At 42.6% G+C, this 17325-nt stretch carries 16 protein-coding genes, 1 pseudogene and 1 riboswitch; of the genes and pseudogenes, 5 read left to right on the top strand and 12 right to left on the bottom strand.

What is annotated here, in order from left to right:
* Nucleotides 1-4: 4 nt before the first annotated feature.
* From ABS301_RS17520 to ABS301_RS17540, 5 genes are all read right to left on the bottom strand, one after another.
* Nucleotides 5-1381 carry a nickel-dependent hydrogenase large subunit gene (locus ABS301_RS17520; RefSeq protein ID WP_349673439.1) on the bottom strand — a complete coding sequence of 459 codons (1377 nt, stop codon included), beginning with the start codon at nucleotides 1379-1381 and terminating at the stop codon, nucleotides 5-7.
* A 1-nt stretch (nucleotide 1382) separates the two neighbouring features.
* On the bottom strand, nucleotides 1383-2279 hold the full coding sequence (locus ABS301_RS17525; RefSeq protein ID WP_349673440.1) for a hydrogenase small subunit: 897 nt from the start codon (nucleotides 2277-2279) through the stop codon (nucleotides 1383-1385).
* A gap of 16 nt (nucleotides 2280-2295) precedes the next feature.
* Entirely contained in the window at nucleotides 2296-2934 is a 639-nt protein-coding gene (locus tag ABS301_RS17530) for a cytochrome b5 domain-containing protein (protein ID WP_349673441.1), read from the bottom strand.
* A gap of 120 nt (nucleotides 2935-3054) precedes the next feature.
* Nucleotides 3055-3504 carry a hydrogenase maturation protease gene (locus tag ABS301_RS17535; protein ID WP_349673549.1) on the bottom strand — a complete coding sequence of 150 codons (450 nt, stop codon included), beginning with the start codon at nucleotides 3502-3504 and terminating at the stop codon, nucleotides 3055-3057.
* A gap of 87 nt (nucleotides 3505-3591) precedes the next feature.
* The gene (locus tag ABS301_RS17540; RefSeq protein ID WP_349673442.1) at nucleotides 3592-4884 is read right to left on the bottom strand and encodes a glycoside hydrolase family 27 protein; all 1293 of its coding nucleotides are present in this window, start codon (nucleotides 4882-4884) and stop codon (nucleotides 3592-3594) included.
* A gap of 101 nt (nucleotides 4885-4985) precedes the next feature.
* On the opposite strand from ABS301_RS17540, the gene ABS301_RS17545 reads away from it, so the two are divergent.
* Nucleotides 4986-5846: a helix-turn-helix domain-containing protein gene (locus ABS301_RS17545; protein ID WP_349673443.1), complete on the top strand. Its 861-nt coding sequence runs from the start codon at nucleotides 4986-4988 to the stop codon at nucleotides 5844-5846.
* Here ABS301_RS17545 and ABS301_RS17550 read toward each other — a convergent pair.
* From ABS301_RS17550 to ABS301_RS17575, 6 genes and pseudogenes are all read right to left on the bottom strand, one after another.
* Nucleotides 5847-6122: pseudogene (locus tag ABS301_RS17550) on the bottom strand (sigma-70 family RNA polymerase sigma factor); the annotation flags it as partial.
* Between the two features lie 193 nt (nucleotides 6123-6315).
* Complete coding sequence (locus ABS301_RS17555; protein WP_349673550.1) at nucleotides 6316-7494, bottom strand: phosphoribosylaminoimidazolecarboxamide formyltransferase; 1179 nt, start codon at nucleotides 7492-7494, stop codon at nucleotides 6316-6318.
* 14 nt (nucleotides 7495-7508) lie between these two features.
* A complete protein-coding gene (locus ABS301_RS17560; RefSeq protein WP_349673444.1) occupies nucleotides 7509-8222 on the bottom strand; it encodes an IMP cyclohydrolase in 714 nt (237 codons plus the stop codon).
* A gap of 54 nt (nucleotides 8223-8276) precedes the next feature.
* Nucleotides 8277-8359, bottom strand: a riboswitch (ZMP/ZTP riboswitch).
* 59 nt (nucleotides 8360-8418) lie between these two features.
* Nucleotides 8419-9780: an ABC transporter permease gene (locus ABS301_RS17565; RefSeq protein ID WP_349673445.1), complete on the bottom strand. Its 1362-nt coding sequence runs from the start codon at nucleotides 9778-9780 to the stop codon at nucleotides 8419-8421.
* A complete protein-coding gene (locus tag ABS301_RS17570; RefSeq protein WP_349673446.1) occupies nucleotides 9770-11605 on the bottom strand; it encodes a COG1361 S-layer family protein in 1836 nt (611 codons plus the stop codon). Before ABS301_RS17570 ends, ABS301_RS17565 begins: the two co-directional genes overlap by 11 nt.
* Nucleotides 11592-12311, bottom strand: a complete 720-nt coding sequence (locus ABS301_RS17575) for an ABC transporter ATP-binding protein (protein WP_349673551.1) — start codon at nucleotides 12309-12311, stop codon at nucleotides 11592-11594. The genes ABS301_RS17570 and ABS301_RS17575 overlap by 14 nt, the downstream gene beginning before the upstream one ends.
* 243 nt (nucleotides 12312-12554) lie before the next feature.
* Here ABS301_RS17575 and pyrB point away from each other — a divergent pair, with 243 nt between their 5' ends.
* Complete coding sequence (gene pyrB / locus ABS301_RS17580) at nucleotides 12555-13478, top strand: aspartate carbamoyltransferase (RefSeq protein ID WP_349673447.1); 924 nt, start codon at nucleotides 12555-12557, stop codon at nucleotides 13476-13478.
* Nucleotides 13472-13897, top strand: a complete 426-nt coding sequence (locus ABS301_RS17585) for an aspartate carbamoyltransferase regulatory subunit (RefSeq protein WP_349673448.1) — start codon at nucleotides 13472-13474, stop codon at nucleotides 13895-13897. Before pyrB ends, ABS301_RS17585 begins: the two co-directional genes overlap by 7 nt.
* Before the next feature lie 42 nt (nucleotides 13898-13939).
* Here the strand turns inward: ABS301_RS17585 and ABS301_RS17590 are convergent, their stop codons facing one another.
* Nucleotides 13940-14860: a LysR family transcriptional regulator gene (locus ABS301_RS17590; protein ID WP_349673449.1), complete on the bottom strand. Its 921-nt coding sequence runs from the start codon at nucleotides 14858-14860 to the stop codon at nucleotides 13940-13942.
* A gap of 227 nt (nucleotides 14861-15087) precedes the next feature.
* On the opposite strand from ABS301_RS17590, the gene ABS301_RS17595 reads away from it, so the two are divergent.
* Both ABS301_RS17595 and ABS301_RS17600 read left to right on the top strand, forming a co-directional pair.
* Nucleotides 15088-15963, top strand: coding sequence for a DUF6282 family protein (locus ABS301_RS17595; RefSeq protein WP_349673450.1), 876 nt, complete (start codon nucleotides 15088-15090; stop codon nucleotides 15961-15963).
* A 23-nt stretch (nucleotides 15964-15986) separates the two neighbouring features.
* Nucleotides 15987-17282: an SLC13 family permease gene (locus ABS301_RS17600; RefSeq protein ID WP_349673451.1), complete on the top strand. Its 1296-nt coding sequence runs from the start codon at nucleotides 15987-15989 to the stop codon at nucleotides 17280-17282.
* Nucleotides 17283-17325 lie beyond the last annotated feature (43 nt).

The raw sequence follows: 17325 nt of genomic DNA on the forward strand, positions 1-17325 counted from the left end.
GCAGTCAGACAACCGGAATGATTTTATTGGTTTTTCCGGGGATGATTACATGAGTGGCACAGGAAACGCAAGGGTCAAAGGATCTGATAATTCTTCCTATCTCAACTGGCATAGATTCATCTTTCACCGGTGCGCCCATAAGCGCCTGTTCTGCTGTTCCTTTTTTCTCTCCTGTCTGAGTGGATAAATTCCATGCAGATGGAGTGATAATCTGGTAGAACAGGATTTTTTCATCCTCAATTGTCAGCCAGTGTCCAAGTGCTCCTCTGGTTGTATCGACGAGCCCCTTTCCATACGCCTGAGCCGGTATCACATATTCCTGCTGCATGGGTACACCTGGTATCAGATTCTCCAAAAGAGTATTCATGATCTGGGTTATTTTTTTCGCTTCCAGAACCCGTGCAATGGTTCTGTCCATGACAGATATTCCATGTCTGTACTCTCCTGACAACCATTGCCTTGCCAACGGCCCCACTTCAAAAGGGACCCCGTTGTATCTGGGAGCCCTGATCCAGGAATAAGCTTCTGGTTTCTCCCTGTCTGGCTCATTGGCTTCATTAAACCAGGCATATTCATCTGACTGGGTAATGAGGTCCGGATCAAAATGGGAATACTGCTCATTTGTATAAATATATGGATCTACATATAAAGTCCCCAGTTCCTTATAATGCTGAAAACATCCATAAGTTAAAAGATTACCATAGCTTCCGCCAAAATGATAATACTCTGAATAATAAGCCGCTATTTCGTATACATCCGGCAACATTTTATCAGTAATAAATTTTTCAATCCCAAATAGTATGGATTTAATGGCTATAATCATATCAGCCGTTACAGGAGATGTGATTCCTCCTATAAAAACACCATGATTATGAGGTGCCTTTCCTCCCAAAATCGCCAGCATTTTATGTGCATTCCTGCTATATTCCATTGATTCAAAATAATCATTTACCATGCGTTCATTAACAGTGTCAGGCAATCGGTAATCGTTGTGATCCGTTTTAAAAAGAGGATACCCTTCCGGCAGCTTTACATAGTCTGGAAGTGTATACTGATAGAGATGCCTTAAATGATTCTGGAGAAATTCACATGCATGAAGCAGATCCCTTAAATATCTTCCCTGCTCTGAGGGTACAATCCCCAGAGCATCTTCAAGGGCAAGGGCGGAGGCCATAGAATGGGCAGTAGAACAGATTCCGCAGATCCGCTGTGTAAAATAAACCGCATCCAAAGGCGCTCTGCCTGTCAGCATTTTTTCAAAGCCCCGGAACATAAGGCCTTTCGTGCGTGCATCAGTAATAACATGATTTCCTACTTCTGCTGCTATCTCCATGAATCCGTTAATTCTTGTAACTGGATTGATGATAATTGTGTCTGCCATATTACTCCTTCCTCATGGTATCATAAGTGATGAACGGTTCCATGGCATCTGGAAATCCGAACTGGGCGCAGCCAATGCAGGGCGTATCATCACCAATCGGCCAGTTTACGTGCCCATTCCATTTGCGGATAGGACAGTCTGTCTGTGTCACAGGCCCCCGGCATCCCAGCATGTACATACAGGTTTCTTCTCCCAGCTTTGTTGCAAATATTCCAGAATCATAATAGGATCTTCTTGGACAACGGTCATGAATTGTTATGCCATAAAACATCAGTGGCCGGTCCACTTCGTCCAGGGGAGGTTCCCCATACAGAATTAAATAAGCCACGGTTCCCATGAGCCAGTCCGGATGGCAGGGACATCCGGTAAGCTTAATTACTTTCCGGCTGATAACATCTGAAATTCCGGTGCAGTCTGATGGATTCGGTCTTGCAGCCGATACTCCGCCATAGGAGGCGCAGTCACCAACTGATATCACATGGGCAGCGCGTTCTCCCAGCCGCATTGCAGCTTCAAGGCCTGTTATTTCTCTACCCTCATAACGCCCGATGATATGATAGAGTCCGTTGTCCTTTCTGGAAACAGCACCTTCTACTGCCAGTATATATTCATCCCCAATGATATCAAACAGCTGATCCATCGCCTGTTCACCCTGGGATGCGATCAGGCTGTTGCTGTAGATAAAGTTGGTCATCTGCGTCATAAGGTACTGGAAATCCGGATCCTGACCATCCAGCATGGAAATGGTATTTCCTGTACACCCGTTTAATTCCAGCCAGACCAGATTAGGTTTGGTACGTTTCTGAGTTTCAATTTCTTCCATTGCTCTGGTTTCCAGCTGTCTGGTTTCCTTCCATTTCAGTTCTTGAAAAGGACAAAATGCAAGCTTTTTCTCCAAAGGTAATCGCTCCCCCCTATTCCTGTACCATATATCCTACAACAGGCAATACACTGAGTACCATTGCACCAGGGTGACAGGATGCAAACTCCGCACTTAAATCTCTGCCTGCTGAAAGACCCCAGAAATGATTGCCTCCTGCCCATAACCGGTTATTACTAACATTATAAACCACACCATTCACTGCAACATAAGCCGGGGCACCATTTTTTCCATCATATTGTGCCAGTTGTTCCAGTGTAAAATAAGTCAGAGGCTGTGGCGTACCGGTTGGACTGCCCGTTGCGCTGCCCGTTGCGCCTCCGGTTGGACCGCTTACACCTCCGGTGGGGCCAGTTACGCCTCCGGTGGGGCCAGTGATTCCTCCAGTAGGGCCAGTGATTCCTCCCGCAGGGCCAGTAATTCCTCCGGCAGGCCCTCCCGCTCCTCCGCCTGTCTGATCATTCATCTGACTGGCAGCCAGCCCATGCCCGTTCTCCTGCATCTGGCTCAATTGTCCGAAATAATAAACATGATTCTGAAGCATAATCAATTCACTGCTTAAATGATCCAGCACATCATTGCTGTTGTATTGATTGGAGCGCAACTTTTCCACATCAGCATTTAATCTCTTTAAACTGCTGCCAAGATACGTCATGAGTAAATCCAAATCCATAATGGTACCTCCTTATCCATTTCTAAATAACCTTTTTACCAGCTAATCTGTTAGAATATATGTGCAAGCCTGGTTTTTAAGCCCATTTTCCAAGGCATTTATAAAAGTAGCCCGATATAATTATCTTTTTTTTGCTTCTTTTGACAAAATTTCTCTTATCATATCTTCTGTCTTTCTGCAAATATGGGGAAACTGCCTTTTTAACACAGTACTCAGCTCACAGCCTGGTGCAATTATAGCAGCCTCAATTCCAATTAAGTATCCTCTTACAGGAAAACGGTACAGTTTTATCATGTCAAGAAAACTCATATCATGCTGCATGGTGGGATTGGATACCCGCTCCATAATCTCCTCTAATGAAAAAATTTTAACAGAACCCGGCCGATCCCCAGATGACATGGCATCTAAGATCAGTATAAAATCATCGGGATTCAGAGAATAAAAGCATGTCTCACTATCCGTTTCCCCATAAATTATTTCAAGTTCCCAGCGAAGGAACCGTTTTTCAAGTTCTTCTGCGATTAAAAGTCCAATCCCGTCATCCTTCATCAGCCGGCTGCCAACAGCGATTAGTTTCGTTCCTCATCCCTCCCTGTCCTATTTTTTTAAATATATGAAAAAGACATGGGAATATTCACACTCCCATGTCTTTTAAAATCAGGTTTTCTCATAACAGCAGATCCTTGCCCCATGTCCGGGAACCTTTAATACCAGATCCTTTAATGTATTGGTGAACGTTTCACCTGTCCAGAGTTCTGTGAAACAAATACCGCTCCAATCTTCTTTTTCCAGCAAACAGGCTGAAATAACAATTTCTCTTTCTTCTTCTAATAAATTGAAGACTGCCAGATAATCAGAACCGCTCTTTTGGTTACTGCTGTGCCAGATGCAATGCTTCCCATCCCGGGCAAGCTGAAATGCTTTGCAGTCATCACTAAGAAGAGCTAATACATCCGGGTTTGTAAGCAGAGTTTTTGTCCACTCATCCATCTTGGTAAGCTCCGCTCCAATCATCAAAGGAGACCGGAATATGCACCAGAGTGACATCATTGTAATTTGTTCATCCCTGGTAAACCGGGTCAGACGTTCCTCTCCAAAGCCTTTCCCTAACATACCAACAGGAAGCATATCACAATCCGGATAATTCCCCTGCCCCACATGGTTCTGCCAATGCTCACACCGTTCAAGCATCTGCAGTAACAGATTCCAGTCGTCCCAAAAGTCGTCGGTAATCCGCCACATATTAGAGTAAGTCTCATAATGCCATGCCTCTTTCAGCCGGGCAGGTCCCGGTGAAAGGCTAAGTACCATCTGCCTTCCGCTTTTATTGATTGCCTCATGAAGCATACGAATTTCTTCTTTTGCAGACGCTGCATCCATGCGGCAGATATCATCACATTTGATAAAATCCACCCCCCACTGGGCATACAGCTGGAAAATAGAATCATAATACGCCTGTGCTCCCTCTGCCTCAGGGTTCACCCCATACATATCGGGATTCCATGAGCAGATGGAATAAGGATTTGAAATCCAATCGGCTGTACGATCTGTTCCCCATATTTTCATCCTGTTATGAGCTGCAATACGGGGAACCCCTCTCATGATGTGAATCCCGAATTTTAAACCCAGCCCATGAATATAATCAGCCAGCGGTTTAAAACCATGCCCCTCCACGGAAGATGGAAAGCGATCCGGACACGGCCAAAGTCTGGAATATTCGTCTATTTCAACCTGACCGAAGGGAATATACTGGCACTCCTGCCGTCTGGTTCCGGCATTATGAGCATACCACTGTATATCAACCACAATATATTCCCAGCCATATTCTTTTAAATTCTGCGCCATATATTCAGCATTGGCCCGAACCTCTTGTTCTGTTACTGCCGTATCATAATAGTCATAGCTGTTCCACCCCATGGGGGGCTTTCCTGATGATAAATATCTGCTCATCTGATATCCTTTCCTGGTAATTTATTGATAAATCTGATATCATTATAGCAACTGAATCATCTATTACAAGAGTAAGAACACGATACGGGGAGGGTAATTTTTTGATTAACGGATCTTGCCAGACATTTGGTTTTCTGGATCTTGACAGGCAATGGAATGCACCACTGTTTCTCCTGGATTTTGGAATGGAGCAGAGAAAAAATGAAACCTATGATTTTCAAAATAATAATCGAGACAGTTATTCTGGTTATCTGCTTCAGTACACATTAGATGGGCTGGGAATGTTTGAATCAGAAGAGCAGACAACCATTCTTTCTCCTGGAGATGCTTTTTTTATCACATTTCCAGATAGAAGCAGATATTATCTGGCCGAAAATAATTCATGGAAATACTTTTATATCCATTTTGACGGCGAAATGGGGCAATACTTCTTTCAGCGAATACAGGCTCTGACGGGAAAAACCTTTTCCATATCCAATACAAGTCAGGCCATCTTACTGTTTTTAGAGGAATTCCAGGCGGTGAAATCAGGGAAGAAATACGGACGCTATGACAGCGGGATCTTTTTATACCAATTCCTGACCCTGCTTATGAGAGAACTGGAAACCCCGATAAAATCAGTTAAGAATGCCTTTGTGGAAGATGCCGCAAAGTGGATGCAGAAAAACTATAAATATCAGATCGGGCTCTCTCAGATGTGCAGGGAGCTTGGCGTGAGCCTTCCCCATTTAACAAGGCAGTTTCATTTACAGACAGGACTCTCTCCCATAAAGTATTTAACCAGTCTGCGTCTGGAACATGCATTATCCCTTCTTCTTAATACGTCAATGGATCTTGAGGCCATTGCGGTGGAATGCGGATACTCCAACAGCAATTATTTCTCAAAAGTTTTCAGGAAAAATATGGGGATATCACCTGCTCAATACAGAGACCGGCATAATGGGCTTCAAAAGCCGTTATGATAGTATATCATTCTCCACACATTTCGCCGCATAAGTGGCCAGCCTTGATCCTCTGTCTGGATGAAAGGTATTAACAGCCTTGATTAAACCGATAGTCCCTACTGACAGAAGATCTTCCATATCATAGTCTGTATTCTGATACTTTTTTGCCACATGGGCTACAAGTCGCATATTACGCTCGATGAGTGTGGCTCTCGCCTCCTGATCCCCTTCCTGGTATCGTTCCAGACACTCTCGTTCCTCTCGCGCAGTTAAAGGTTTGGGAAAAGTTTTCAAAGAAAGCCACCTTAAACTTACTTACTCCTATTTTATGCCGCCCTTATCTTTAAAGTGCTTTTACAAAAAATATTGGCTGGTACTTATTTATTTACAAAATTCTCTCTATTACTTTACATAATAATTTTATGTAAAGTAACTCCTGTTAAAAAAGGACCGGACAACAGTCCGATCCTTTACATCGCATATTTTATTAATGGTGGAACAGGCGGATTCCATTAAATGCCATTACCATACCATATTTGTTACAAGTCTCAATCACCTGATCATCTCTGACAGAACCTCCTGGCTGAACAACATATTTCACGCCACTTTTATATGCACGGTCGATATTATCTCCAAATGGGAAAAACGCATCAGAACCAAGAGATACATCAGTCAGCTGATCAAGCCACTGCCTTTTTTCTTCTCTTGTAAATACCGGAGGTTTCTCTTTAAATACCTGCTCCCATCTGCCGTCTGCCAAAACATCCATATCATCTTCACCAATATATACATCAATGGCATTATCCCTGTCTGCGCGGCGGATGTCATCGAGGAACGGAAGTTCCAGCACCTTTTGTGCCTGTCTTAAATACCAGTTGTCCGCCTTGCTGCCTGCCAGTCTGGTGCAATGAACACGGGATTGCTGACCGGCTCCAATTCCAATTGCCTGTCCATTCTTCGTATAGCAGACGGAATTGGACTGGGTATATTTTAAGGTAATCAAAGAGATGATTAAATCAATTTCAGCTGATTCAGGAATCTCCTTGTTCTCAGTTACTCTGTTTTCCAATACTTCACGGTCAATTTTAATCTCATTTCTTCCCTGCTCAAATGTAACTCCATAAACCTGTTTTTTCTCTATGAGTTCCGGAGTGTATTCCGGATCAATAAGAATCACGTTATAATTACCATTTTTCTTAGACTTTAATATGTCCAAAGCTTCCTGGGTATAGCCAGGTGCAATCACACCGTCCGAAACTTCTCTCTTAATGATTTTTGCTGTATCTTCATCACAAATATCCGATAAGGAAATATAATCGCCAAAGGAAGACATACGGTCTGCGCCTCTGGCTCTGGCATAAGCACAGGCAAGAGGGGAAAGCTCTCCCATATCTTCGACCCAGTAGATCTTTTTTAAAACCGGGCTTAAGGGAAGTCCAACTGCCACACCAGCTGGAGAAACGTGTTTGAAGGAAGCTGCCGCAGGCAATCCAGTGGCTTCCTTTAATTCTTTTACCAGCTGCCAGCCGTTTAATGCGTCCAGAAAGTTAATATAACCGGGTTTTCCGCTCAATACAGTTATAGGAAGATCCGATCCTCCTGCCATATAGATCTTTGATGGTTTTTGATTGGGATTACACCCATATTTCAGTTCTAATTCATTCATCATTTGTACTCCTGCTATTCATTCTTATTTATTATCCGGGTCTCAAAGGCACCTGTTACAAGATCAATATAACGTACAAACAGCGAAACCTTGTTCTCTTCATTCAGGCTATCCCAGATCAGGGAAGTAAACTCATCCGGATCCGCTAAGACTTCCACCAGTTTTGGTTCCCCTTCAAAGCTTTTAAGAGGATTGCCATCATGCATGTAGGTATGGATAAAATGAGCTTCTCCAGGCACAGGATTCTCATAGGCAAAGGTAAAGCGGTTGCAGGAGGACGGATCCCCGTTATTACTCTTTAATATAGACATGGCGTAGTTAAATCTTCCATCTTCCACATGTATAATGCCAGAGATACGGGGGGTATAATTGGGGCTGTCCGGCTCAAATTCCCTGCTGCGAAGAGCCTGCTCAAATGTGAGCTGAATATCCATTCCCTGATAGATGGTATCAGTCTGGTCTCCGTTTGTCACAATGGTTTTGTTGCCCAGCACACGCACTGGAGCGTAAATAATCAGACTGGGATCTGACAATTTTGAAGGATCGTAAGCCTGGGTTCGGATTCCATCCCCATCTTCCACAAATACGCGGTTACGGCTGTTCACACTTCTTCCCATGATAAAATAAGCAGTTACTGCCTTCCTTCCGTCTGGGGTTTTGCCAATAATTATCCCCCTTCCAGGATAGGAATTGTTTGTTAATTCATCCTTCAAAGAAACCAAATTCATGACTTTCAGTCCTCCATTCTCAATAAAGACGCAAAAAACCGCCTGGGCATCCCATAGCGGTGCCCAGGCGGTCGGCTTCAAAACGTAACGTGCTCCCCGTGGTTTTCTCCACTTATCCGCCAGTTGCACGTACCATGTCTAACATAATATATGATTCTCCAATAAATTGCAAGGTCTTTTTTATTTATTCCTGTTTTTATTCGTTGCGGATGGCAGCCAGAGGACTGAGTTTCATAGCTCTGAGGGAAGGGAAAAATCCGGCAGCCATACCTACAAAAACAGAAAATCCTACGGCAGCCAAAGACAGCCACAAAGGTATTCTGGATAAGTCTCCTGGCATATCGGGCATAAAACGTCCTGCCAGAAACCGGTTTATAAGAAAAGAAACCCCGTAACTGAAAGCAATACCCGTGATACCGCCAAGGAAGCCAATAAATCCTGATTCAATTAGAAACATGTCTCTGATATGATTCATATCAAGCCCCAGAACCTTTAAAATTCCGATCTCCTTGGTTCTTTCATAGATGGACATCATCATCGTATTGGCAATTCCGATGGCTGCGACAAATAAGGATACTGTTCCGATTCCTCCAAGCAAAGCCTGAACCATCTTTGCCTGCTTCTGAGATTGCTCCAGCCATTCCATATTGCTGTTTGCCTGATATCCCATATCTGTAATCGCCTTCTGTACCGCGGTTACATTAGCCATATCATCCACCTCTACCACTGCCTGATCATAGATAAAGTAGTTATAAGGCTTACCCTTTTTATTGGTAGGCTGGTTGGGGATCGGCTTCTTTTTATAAATCTGTTTTAACTGGGATTTGAGTGCATCCAAATCAACATAGACATTGTAGCTGTAATTACTCCAGTCTTCTACTCCTCCTGCTACCAGACCTGCTGTCTTTAGCAGATATTTTTTAGGCGGCTTCACAGGAGTTTTTCCATCTCCACCTGTGCCTCCGTTTTGAGACTGGTAATAGGCTTCGGTGTCAAATACCACAAATACAGGTCTGTTCATAAAATCAATATCCGGAATCTTGGTTGGGTCATCGTAATAATCCTGATTTCTGCTTTTGGGATTAGTAAATTGCCTGGGTACCATGTTTCCTACTACCATCTGAAGTTCTTTCGTCCCTTTATCGGGAAGATGCCCCTGTTTTAGTGATATATTATCCATGTATTCAGGGGTTACTCCAATTACGGTAATATTGGCCTGATATGCCCCCTGGCTCATGATTGTGTCTGTCTGCAAAAGCGGAGAGGCCGACTTTACATGATCCAGACCAGCAAACTGGGAAACTACATTATCTGTCATATAATTAGGTTCTTTTTTCCCTTCTCCCCCGTAGGATTGATTGGAATACACAGTGATCTCAGTCAGACTTCCATAAGAAGCGTACTGTTCCATGGTAAGTTCATTAAAACCGATTCCCAGAGATACCATAACAACAATGGAAGCGGTACCAATTAAAACTCCAAGAACAGTTAAAAATGTTCTCATCTTTCTCCGTCTTAAATTGTTCACACTCATGGAAAGCAAATCACTAAATTTCATCGTTTATTTCCTCTATGGCAGCCAGCTTCTTCTGCTTTCTTCTTTTCCAGATAAAAAAGGCTGCACCTGCGCCTGCCGCAAGCAGAATAACAACAGAAGGGATCAGGATCTTTCCATACTTTGCAAACCCTGTAGGCTGTACATCTACAGGCTCCTCGCCCATATTCCCGTTATCAGCTCCTGTTTCTTCCGGTTCGGTTACCATCAATGTAACTTCTTTTTCTATGGGATCAGAAACTACTCCGTTTTCATCCTCATAGGTAATTAAAATCTTTATTTTCCCGTCATCTGCAGTTGGTGTGGTTCCGGTAATCATGGCATCCACATTTCCTGTTTCACCAGGCTTAATATTTCCTATGTAGGTACTGGACTGCTGGATGGAATCTCCCACAAATGCCACCATGACATTATAGAGAAGAACCTTTCCTGTATTATTAACCGGGAACATAATATTGGTTTCGGAACCTGCTGCAATTGATTCCGGCATAATGTCAATGGTACCTGTATTTAAACGAGCTACCTGTTTTACCGGGATATTCACAGTTATTTTTTCTTCTGCATTCTTAAATTCCGGGCTGTCGAATTTTTCATTAATTGTCAGTCCATAGGTTCTTTGATCCACCCATGCACCAGCACGAAGCTTCACCTTGACATCTGTCGTCTGACCTGCTCCAAGAGAATTCACAACAACGGAGGAACTACCTTCATCCGTTGTAAACACGGCACTATCCGTTACCTTCTCAGACTCCAGATTAAATAATATATTGCTTGCAGGAACGCTTTCTGATGCATTCTTCATGTGCAGGATAAGTTCAAATTCCTCACCGGCAAAAACCTTCTCCGGATTGGTTTCAAAACCATCAACAACGATCCTGGCTTTGGTTCTGTCATTGATATTAAACTCTTTGGTCGCCTCTTCCTTCTCTTTGTTTTGTACTTTTACAAAAAACGTCTCTTCGGATTTTTGAATGTCTCCATCGCTGCTGTCCCGGTATTCAATATTAAATGTAATGGGATAATAACCACTGTACACATCCTTTCGGATCATCATGCTGTAAGGAATGGAAATCGTCTCCCCGCCTCCGATCCGGTCGAAATGTTTGGTATAATTTCCATCGTTAATATCAAAAGGGAACTTTGTACTGTCCTGATTTACTCCCATTCGGACATTGACGTCAAAGGCAGTTAAATTAGAAGAATTACGGACATTCATGTTATAATTCATCACTTCCGGATAAGTCCCGAAAGGAGTGTTCTGACCCTCGCCAAGTTCGAAACTGATGGTTCCTTCATTGGCTCCGGAAGAGGTTGTGGTGGATGATTTTGTAATCCAGATATTCACCTTTTCATAGGAGGCATGAGCACCATCATCCTTTTTCTTTGCATCAGTAACAACTTCTACCGGCACCAGATAATACCCCTCGGATACATCTCTCCGGATCCTTGCTGTGAGGCTGAAGGTTTTAGAACTTCCGCTCTTTACATCGCCCAGTTTTTTATTGTCAAATGTATTGGAGGAGATTTCGAAAGGAAAAACAGATCCGGTGTATGTAGTAGTTTCTTCTGCATCTTCTGTCGCTCTGTACTCCTGTTCCGGTATATCTCTGTCAAATCTGACAGCCACATCCTTTAAATCATTCCCTGTATTATTGGTAAAAACCATATTGATGGTAATATTCTCTCCGGTCTTTCCAGATGGAGTTTTTTTCACATCAATATATGTATTTTTACTTAAATCATATTGTGCGAACGCTGTTGCCGGCATGGCAGTAACCGCCATAATTACAGCCAGCAGTCCTACAATCTTTCTCTTAACTCTGTACATTTTCCATATCCCCCTTAGTCTCCTCGTGGTGCTGTTCTTCAATCTTAAATATCTTTCCATCTACTATGTGGAACTGTCTGTCTGCAAATTTGGCAATATAATTATCGTGGGTTACCATGACAAGGGTCTGGTTCTGCTCTTTTACAATCTTCTGCATCAATGAAAGAACCTCTTTTGTGGTTTTGGAATCCAGATTTCCAGTTGGTTCATCAGCAAAAATAATCTTGGGATCCACGGCAAGTGCTCTGGCAATTCCCACCCGCTGCTGCTGGCCTCCTGACATCTCATTGGCCATATGGTTCATCTGTTTTTCCAAACCTACCAGTTTTATGTATTTTTTAGCCTTTTCATTCCGGATCTTTTTTGGTACACCACGAAATGACAGGGGAAGTGCAACATTCTCTACCGCATTCAATGTCTTAATCAAATTATAGGACTGGAAAATAAAACCCACATGCTTTCTTCTGAATGCAACCAGCTGATTCTCCGAAAGTTTTTCGATGTGATTGCCTGCAATGACAATTTCCCCTTTTGACGGTTTTTCCAACCCCGCCATCATGTTTAAAAGTGTGGATTTTCCCGAGCCGGACGGGCCCACAATGGCACAAAATTCGCCTTTATATATCGTAAAGTCTACTCCGTTCAGTGCATAGACTTTCGTATCTCCCACCTTATACACCTTATATAGATCCTTAACCTGAATCATGGGTGTTTTGTTTTCCACCACTGCAGCTTCCTCCTTGAAATATTCACGCAATCACATTATACAACAGGATTGGAAAATCCGACATTCTTTATTTTCTTAATCTTCCTTACATATTCCTTACACCCCCAAAAGTCTTTTACAAACCCGTAAAAAATATTTTAAAAAAGAGTGGAAATATTTTAAAGTATGCTTTATAATGGGATAGAATTTTAAACCATAACTCAGTGGATAAAGGAGATTCTTATGAGACATTTACTTAACCCGTTAGATTTCAGTCTGGAAGAAACCGGACAACTGCTTGATCTGGCAAAAGATATTGAAGATAATCTTCCGGAATATTCTCATGTATGCAATGGAAAAAAACTAGCGACACTTTTTTATGAGCCAAGTACAAGAACCCGTTTGAGTTTCGAGGCTGCCATGCTTAATTTAGGAGGCAGCGTACTTGGCTTTTCCTCTGCCGATTCAAGCTCTGCTTCGAAAGGAGAAAGCGTCGCTGATACCATTCGGGTCATCTCCTGTTACGCAGATATCTGTGCAATGAGACACCCCAAGGAAGGCGCACCATTAGTTGCTGCAAACTACTCCGGTATTCCAGTCATTAACGCAGGAGACGGCGGACACCAGCATCCAACACAGACACTTACCGATTTACTCTCTATCCGTTCCTTAAAAGGCCGTCTGAACGATTTAACTATTGGTCTTTGCGGTGATTTAAAATTTGGCCGTACTGTTCACTCTCTTATCAATGCTCTTGTAAGATACGAAAACATCAAATTCATCTTAATTTCCCCCCCTGAACTGAGGGTACCTGAATACATCCGGGAAGATGTCCTAAGGGCCAACAACATTGAATTTATTGAAATGGACAGTCTTGACGATGCCATGCCGGATCTTGATATCCTGTATATGACACGCGTACAGAAAGAACGTTTCTTCAACGAAGAAGACTACATCCGTTTAAAGGACTGCTACATTCTGGATAAGAAGAAAATGAAGCTGGCAAAGGAAGATATGTATGTTCTTCACCCCCTTCCCAGAGTCAACGAGATCTCTGTAGAAGTTGATGATGATATACGGGCCGCCTACTTTAAGCAGGCACAGTATGGTGTTTATGTACGTATGGCTCTTATCATGACATTACTGGAGGTAAATAAACCATGTTAAATATCGGCGGATTAAAAGAAGGTATCGTATTAGACCATATTGAGGCAGGAAAGAGTCTGGAAATCTACTATAATCTTGGACTGGACAAGTTAGACTGCCAGGTAGCTATTATCAAAAATGCCAAAAGCAATAAAATGGGAAAGAAAGATATTATCAAAATAGAAGGCGGTATGGATCATATTAACCTGGAGATCCTGGGATATATTGATCACAACATAACGGTAAATATTATCCGGGATAATAAAATTGTAGAAAAAAAGGCTCTCAGCCTTCCAAAGAAAATCACCAATCTCATACAGTGCAAAAATCCACGCTGCATCACTTCCATCGAGCAGGGGCTTCCCCATGTTTTTTATCTCTCGGATGCCGTAAAGGAAACCTACCGCTGCATGTATTGTGAAGAAAAATACAGCAGATAATTATAAAACGCTCAAGTCTGCTGTGATAGTACCGCTTCCTGCCTAACTGACCGGAAGCGGCTTTCTTTTGTACCTTTCCTTAATCATATCGCCAAATGCAAATACAGCCTTAGACTGATAACCCATTGCGGAACAGGCTAGTGCCAGATCCAGAAAAACTCCCTGCCTGCCAACAGATATGTAAGCCGTATCCTCATATTCCTCCATACAGGACCGATAAGTAAAAGCAAGCCCAAGACCTGCTCTTGCCATCCCCGCCGACAGTGCTGCAGTTATATTGCTGTTGTCCGAATGCACTTTTAAATTCTCTTTTTCAAACAGCTGCCTGCTGATATTTCCAAGCATTGTATTGTAATCACTGAGTATAAAGGAAAACATGGCAGCATCCTTCAGTTCCATGTGGCACTTCCCTGTTTCATCATCCTGATATACATATTCCATTGCAGGGTGGTTTTTACTGCAGACAATTAAAACTTCATCCCTGTAGAATTTCTCCACTTTACTTTTTAAGTTAACGGGCAGTGCAACCACTGCCAGGTCAAGCTTACCTGCTGTCAGTTCTTCCTCCAGTTCCATACTGTTTGCTTCCACAATGTCAACCTTTACTTTAGGGTACTTCTGCTGAAAGTCAGCCAGAATGCCCGGAAGCATGTACCTGCCCCGAAAGGAACTAATTCCAAAAATAATTCTTCCTCCCTCCAGATTTACACTATCCCATAATTCATTTTCTGCTCTTCTGTACTGAAGTAAAATCTGTCTGGCGTTTTCTATAAAACTTGCACCTCCGGTTGTGGGACGAATACCTTTTGCAGTCCTCGCAAACAGTACAGTTCCAAGCTCTTTCTCGTATTGCTGTAAAAACTGACTCAGACTTGACTGTGCCATAAACAGCCGGTCTGCTGCTCTTGATATGCTGCCTTCTTCTGCCAGAGTAACAATATATCTCAATTCTTTCAGTTCCATTTTTACCTCCAATCGGTTTTTCCGATATCAGCTATTACTTATTTTAGATTGCACCGATAATACATTCATTATAGAATCGACTTATTATTTGTGCAACTTTATAGATACAGGAAAAATTATCATCAGTTTCTGCCAAAACAACATAAATATTCTTTTTTTCAAGAAGTGTATTTGATGATTTTCTACAAAGCTCTATCCGTTGCCAAATAAGAGAAAGGAGATGTTAAATGAGTAAGGTATCTTTAGGGGGTATCATTGATATGCATGTCCACTCAAATCCTGATATTCGTCACCGGGCTTATGACGATTTCGAATTGATGGAAGCTGCCATAAAGGTGGGTGCAAGAGCAATTGTAATCAAAACACACCAGGGCACAACCGTAGACAGGGCATATTTATGTAACCAGCATAACAAATTAACACACAACGGTGACAATAACTTCACCATGTACGGCAGCGTAACTTTAAACAGACAGATTGGAGGAATCAACTCCGCTGCGGTTGAAAGCGGCTTAAAACTGGGTGCAAAAGTCATATGGCTTCCCACACAGTCTGCAAGAAATCATAAGCTAAAATTGAACCAGTCCACAGATGACTGCATTGATGTAATCAGAGATTCCAAAATCGTACCGGAATTAAAGGATATTTTCGAGCTGATCAAAGACTATAATGCAGTACTTGCAACAGCCCATATATCTCCAGATGAGTGTTTTCAGGTAGTAGAAGCTGCCAGAGACGCAGGAGTCAGAAAAATAGTAGTTACTCATCCGGAGTGGTGGCTTGTGGGTATGGACATTACTGATCAGGTGCGCATTGTAAAAGATTACGGGGTAATTCTGGAACACTGCTTTGCCCAGCCTCTGGGAGGAGGAAAATATAAAAGCAACCTGCCTATGAATCTGGAAGCCATAAAAGAATGCGGATATAAAAATGTCATGGTCTCCACAGACGGAGGACAGGTAGAAAATCCAAACTGGGAAATTGCAATGGAACAATATATACAGTATCTTGTGGATAACGGCATACCAGACTCAGAAGTTTACCACATGACTCATACAATCCAGTCAGAACTACTTAATATAACGTCAGATGAAAGTCAATAAAACAAAAAGAGGGGTTATGTTTTATGATAAATATATTAATCATATCGGCAATTGCACTTGCAATCATTATCGGGTACAAAACAGGCTTTAATACTGGTATATTCGCAATTATATTCGCCTATCTGTTAGGCTGTTTTGCTCTGGGTTTAGCACCAAAAAAAGTAATTGGAGGCTGGCCCGTCAGTACCATGTTTGTTATTTTTTCTGTTTCACTTTTCTATAACTTCGCTCTCGTAAACGGGACACTGGAAAAAACCGCCCGGAATCTGCTTTATGCCTGCCGCAGATTCCCTGGTCTTCTTCCCTTCGCTCTTTATTTTGCCAGCGCGGGTATCGCAGCATTAGGTGCGGGATTCTTTACCGTTATGGCCTTTATGGCACCAATTGCACTGTTAATCTGTGAAGAAGCGAAAATGGACAAAATGGTGGGGGCTGCAGCGGTTAACTGCGGTGCTCTGTCTGGAGCAAATTTCATGACCAGCGGAAGCGGAATTATATTCAGAGGGTTGATGGATGAAAATAATTATGCCAGTGTTTCATTTAACTATACTTCTATAATCTTTATTGAGAGTGTTATCTTCTCTCTTTTACTGATCGTGATATTCCGCTTTATTACACGGAAAAACAGCGGAGTTCAAAAAAATACAATGTTTGAAAAGCCAGACGCATTTACTTCAAAACAAAAAATCAATCTTATTCTGATTATTGTTATGATAGCAGTCGTTCTGCTGTTCCCCATCCTGCACATTATCTTCCCGGCATCTTCTGCTGTAACATTTATTAACAGCAAAATAGATGTTGGTCTGACAGCCATTGTTTTTTCAGCTGCTGCTTTATTTTTAAAGCTGGCTCCTCAGGATGAAGTCATCAAAAAAGTCCCATGGAATACCATTATTATGATATGCGGTGTAGGTATGCTGATCAACGTCGCCATAGAAGCAGGCACACTTGATTTAATGGCGTCCTGGGCTGGTTCCAGTCTGCCGGTCTATGTGGTTCCAATCGCATTCAGCCTGATCGGATCGGTAATGAGTTTCTTCTCCAGCACCCTTGGAGTTGTATGCCCTGCACTGTTTCCACTGGTTCCTTCCCTGGCGGCTGCAACGGGAATCAATCCGCTGATCATTTTCAGCAGCATTGTAATCGGCGCACAGAGTTCAGCAATCTCCCCATTCTCTTCCGGCGGAAGTCTGGTTCTGGGCACCTGTACAACTGACGAAGAACGCACCGCCATGTTCCCCCGTCTTTTATTTGTTGCTGTACCCGTCAGTGTCATCTCGGCTACAGTTTTTAATGCTATCGCATCACTGTTTATTTAAAATGAAAAAGCCTGCAGCCAGAATAATATCTATTTTGGCTGCT

Source organism: Lacrimispora sp., from assembly GCF_031982545.1.
Taxonomy (GTDB): domain Bacteria; phylum Bacillota; class Clostridia; order Lachnospirales; family Lachnospiraceae; genus Lacrimispora.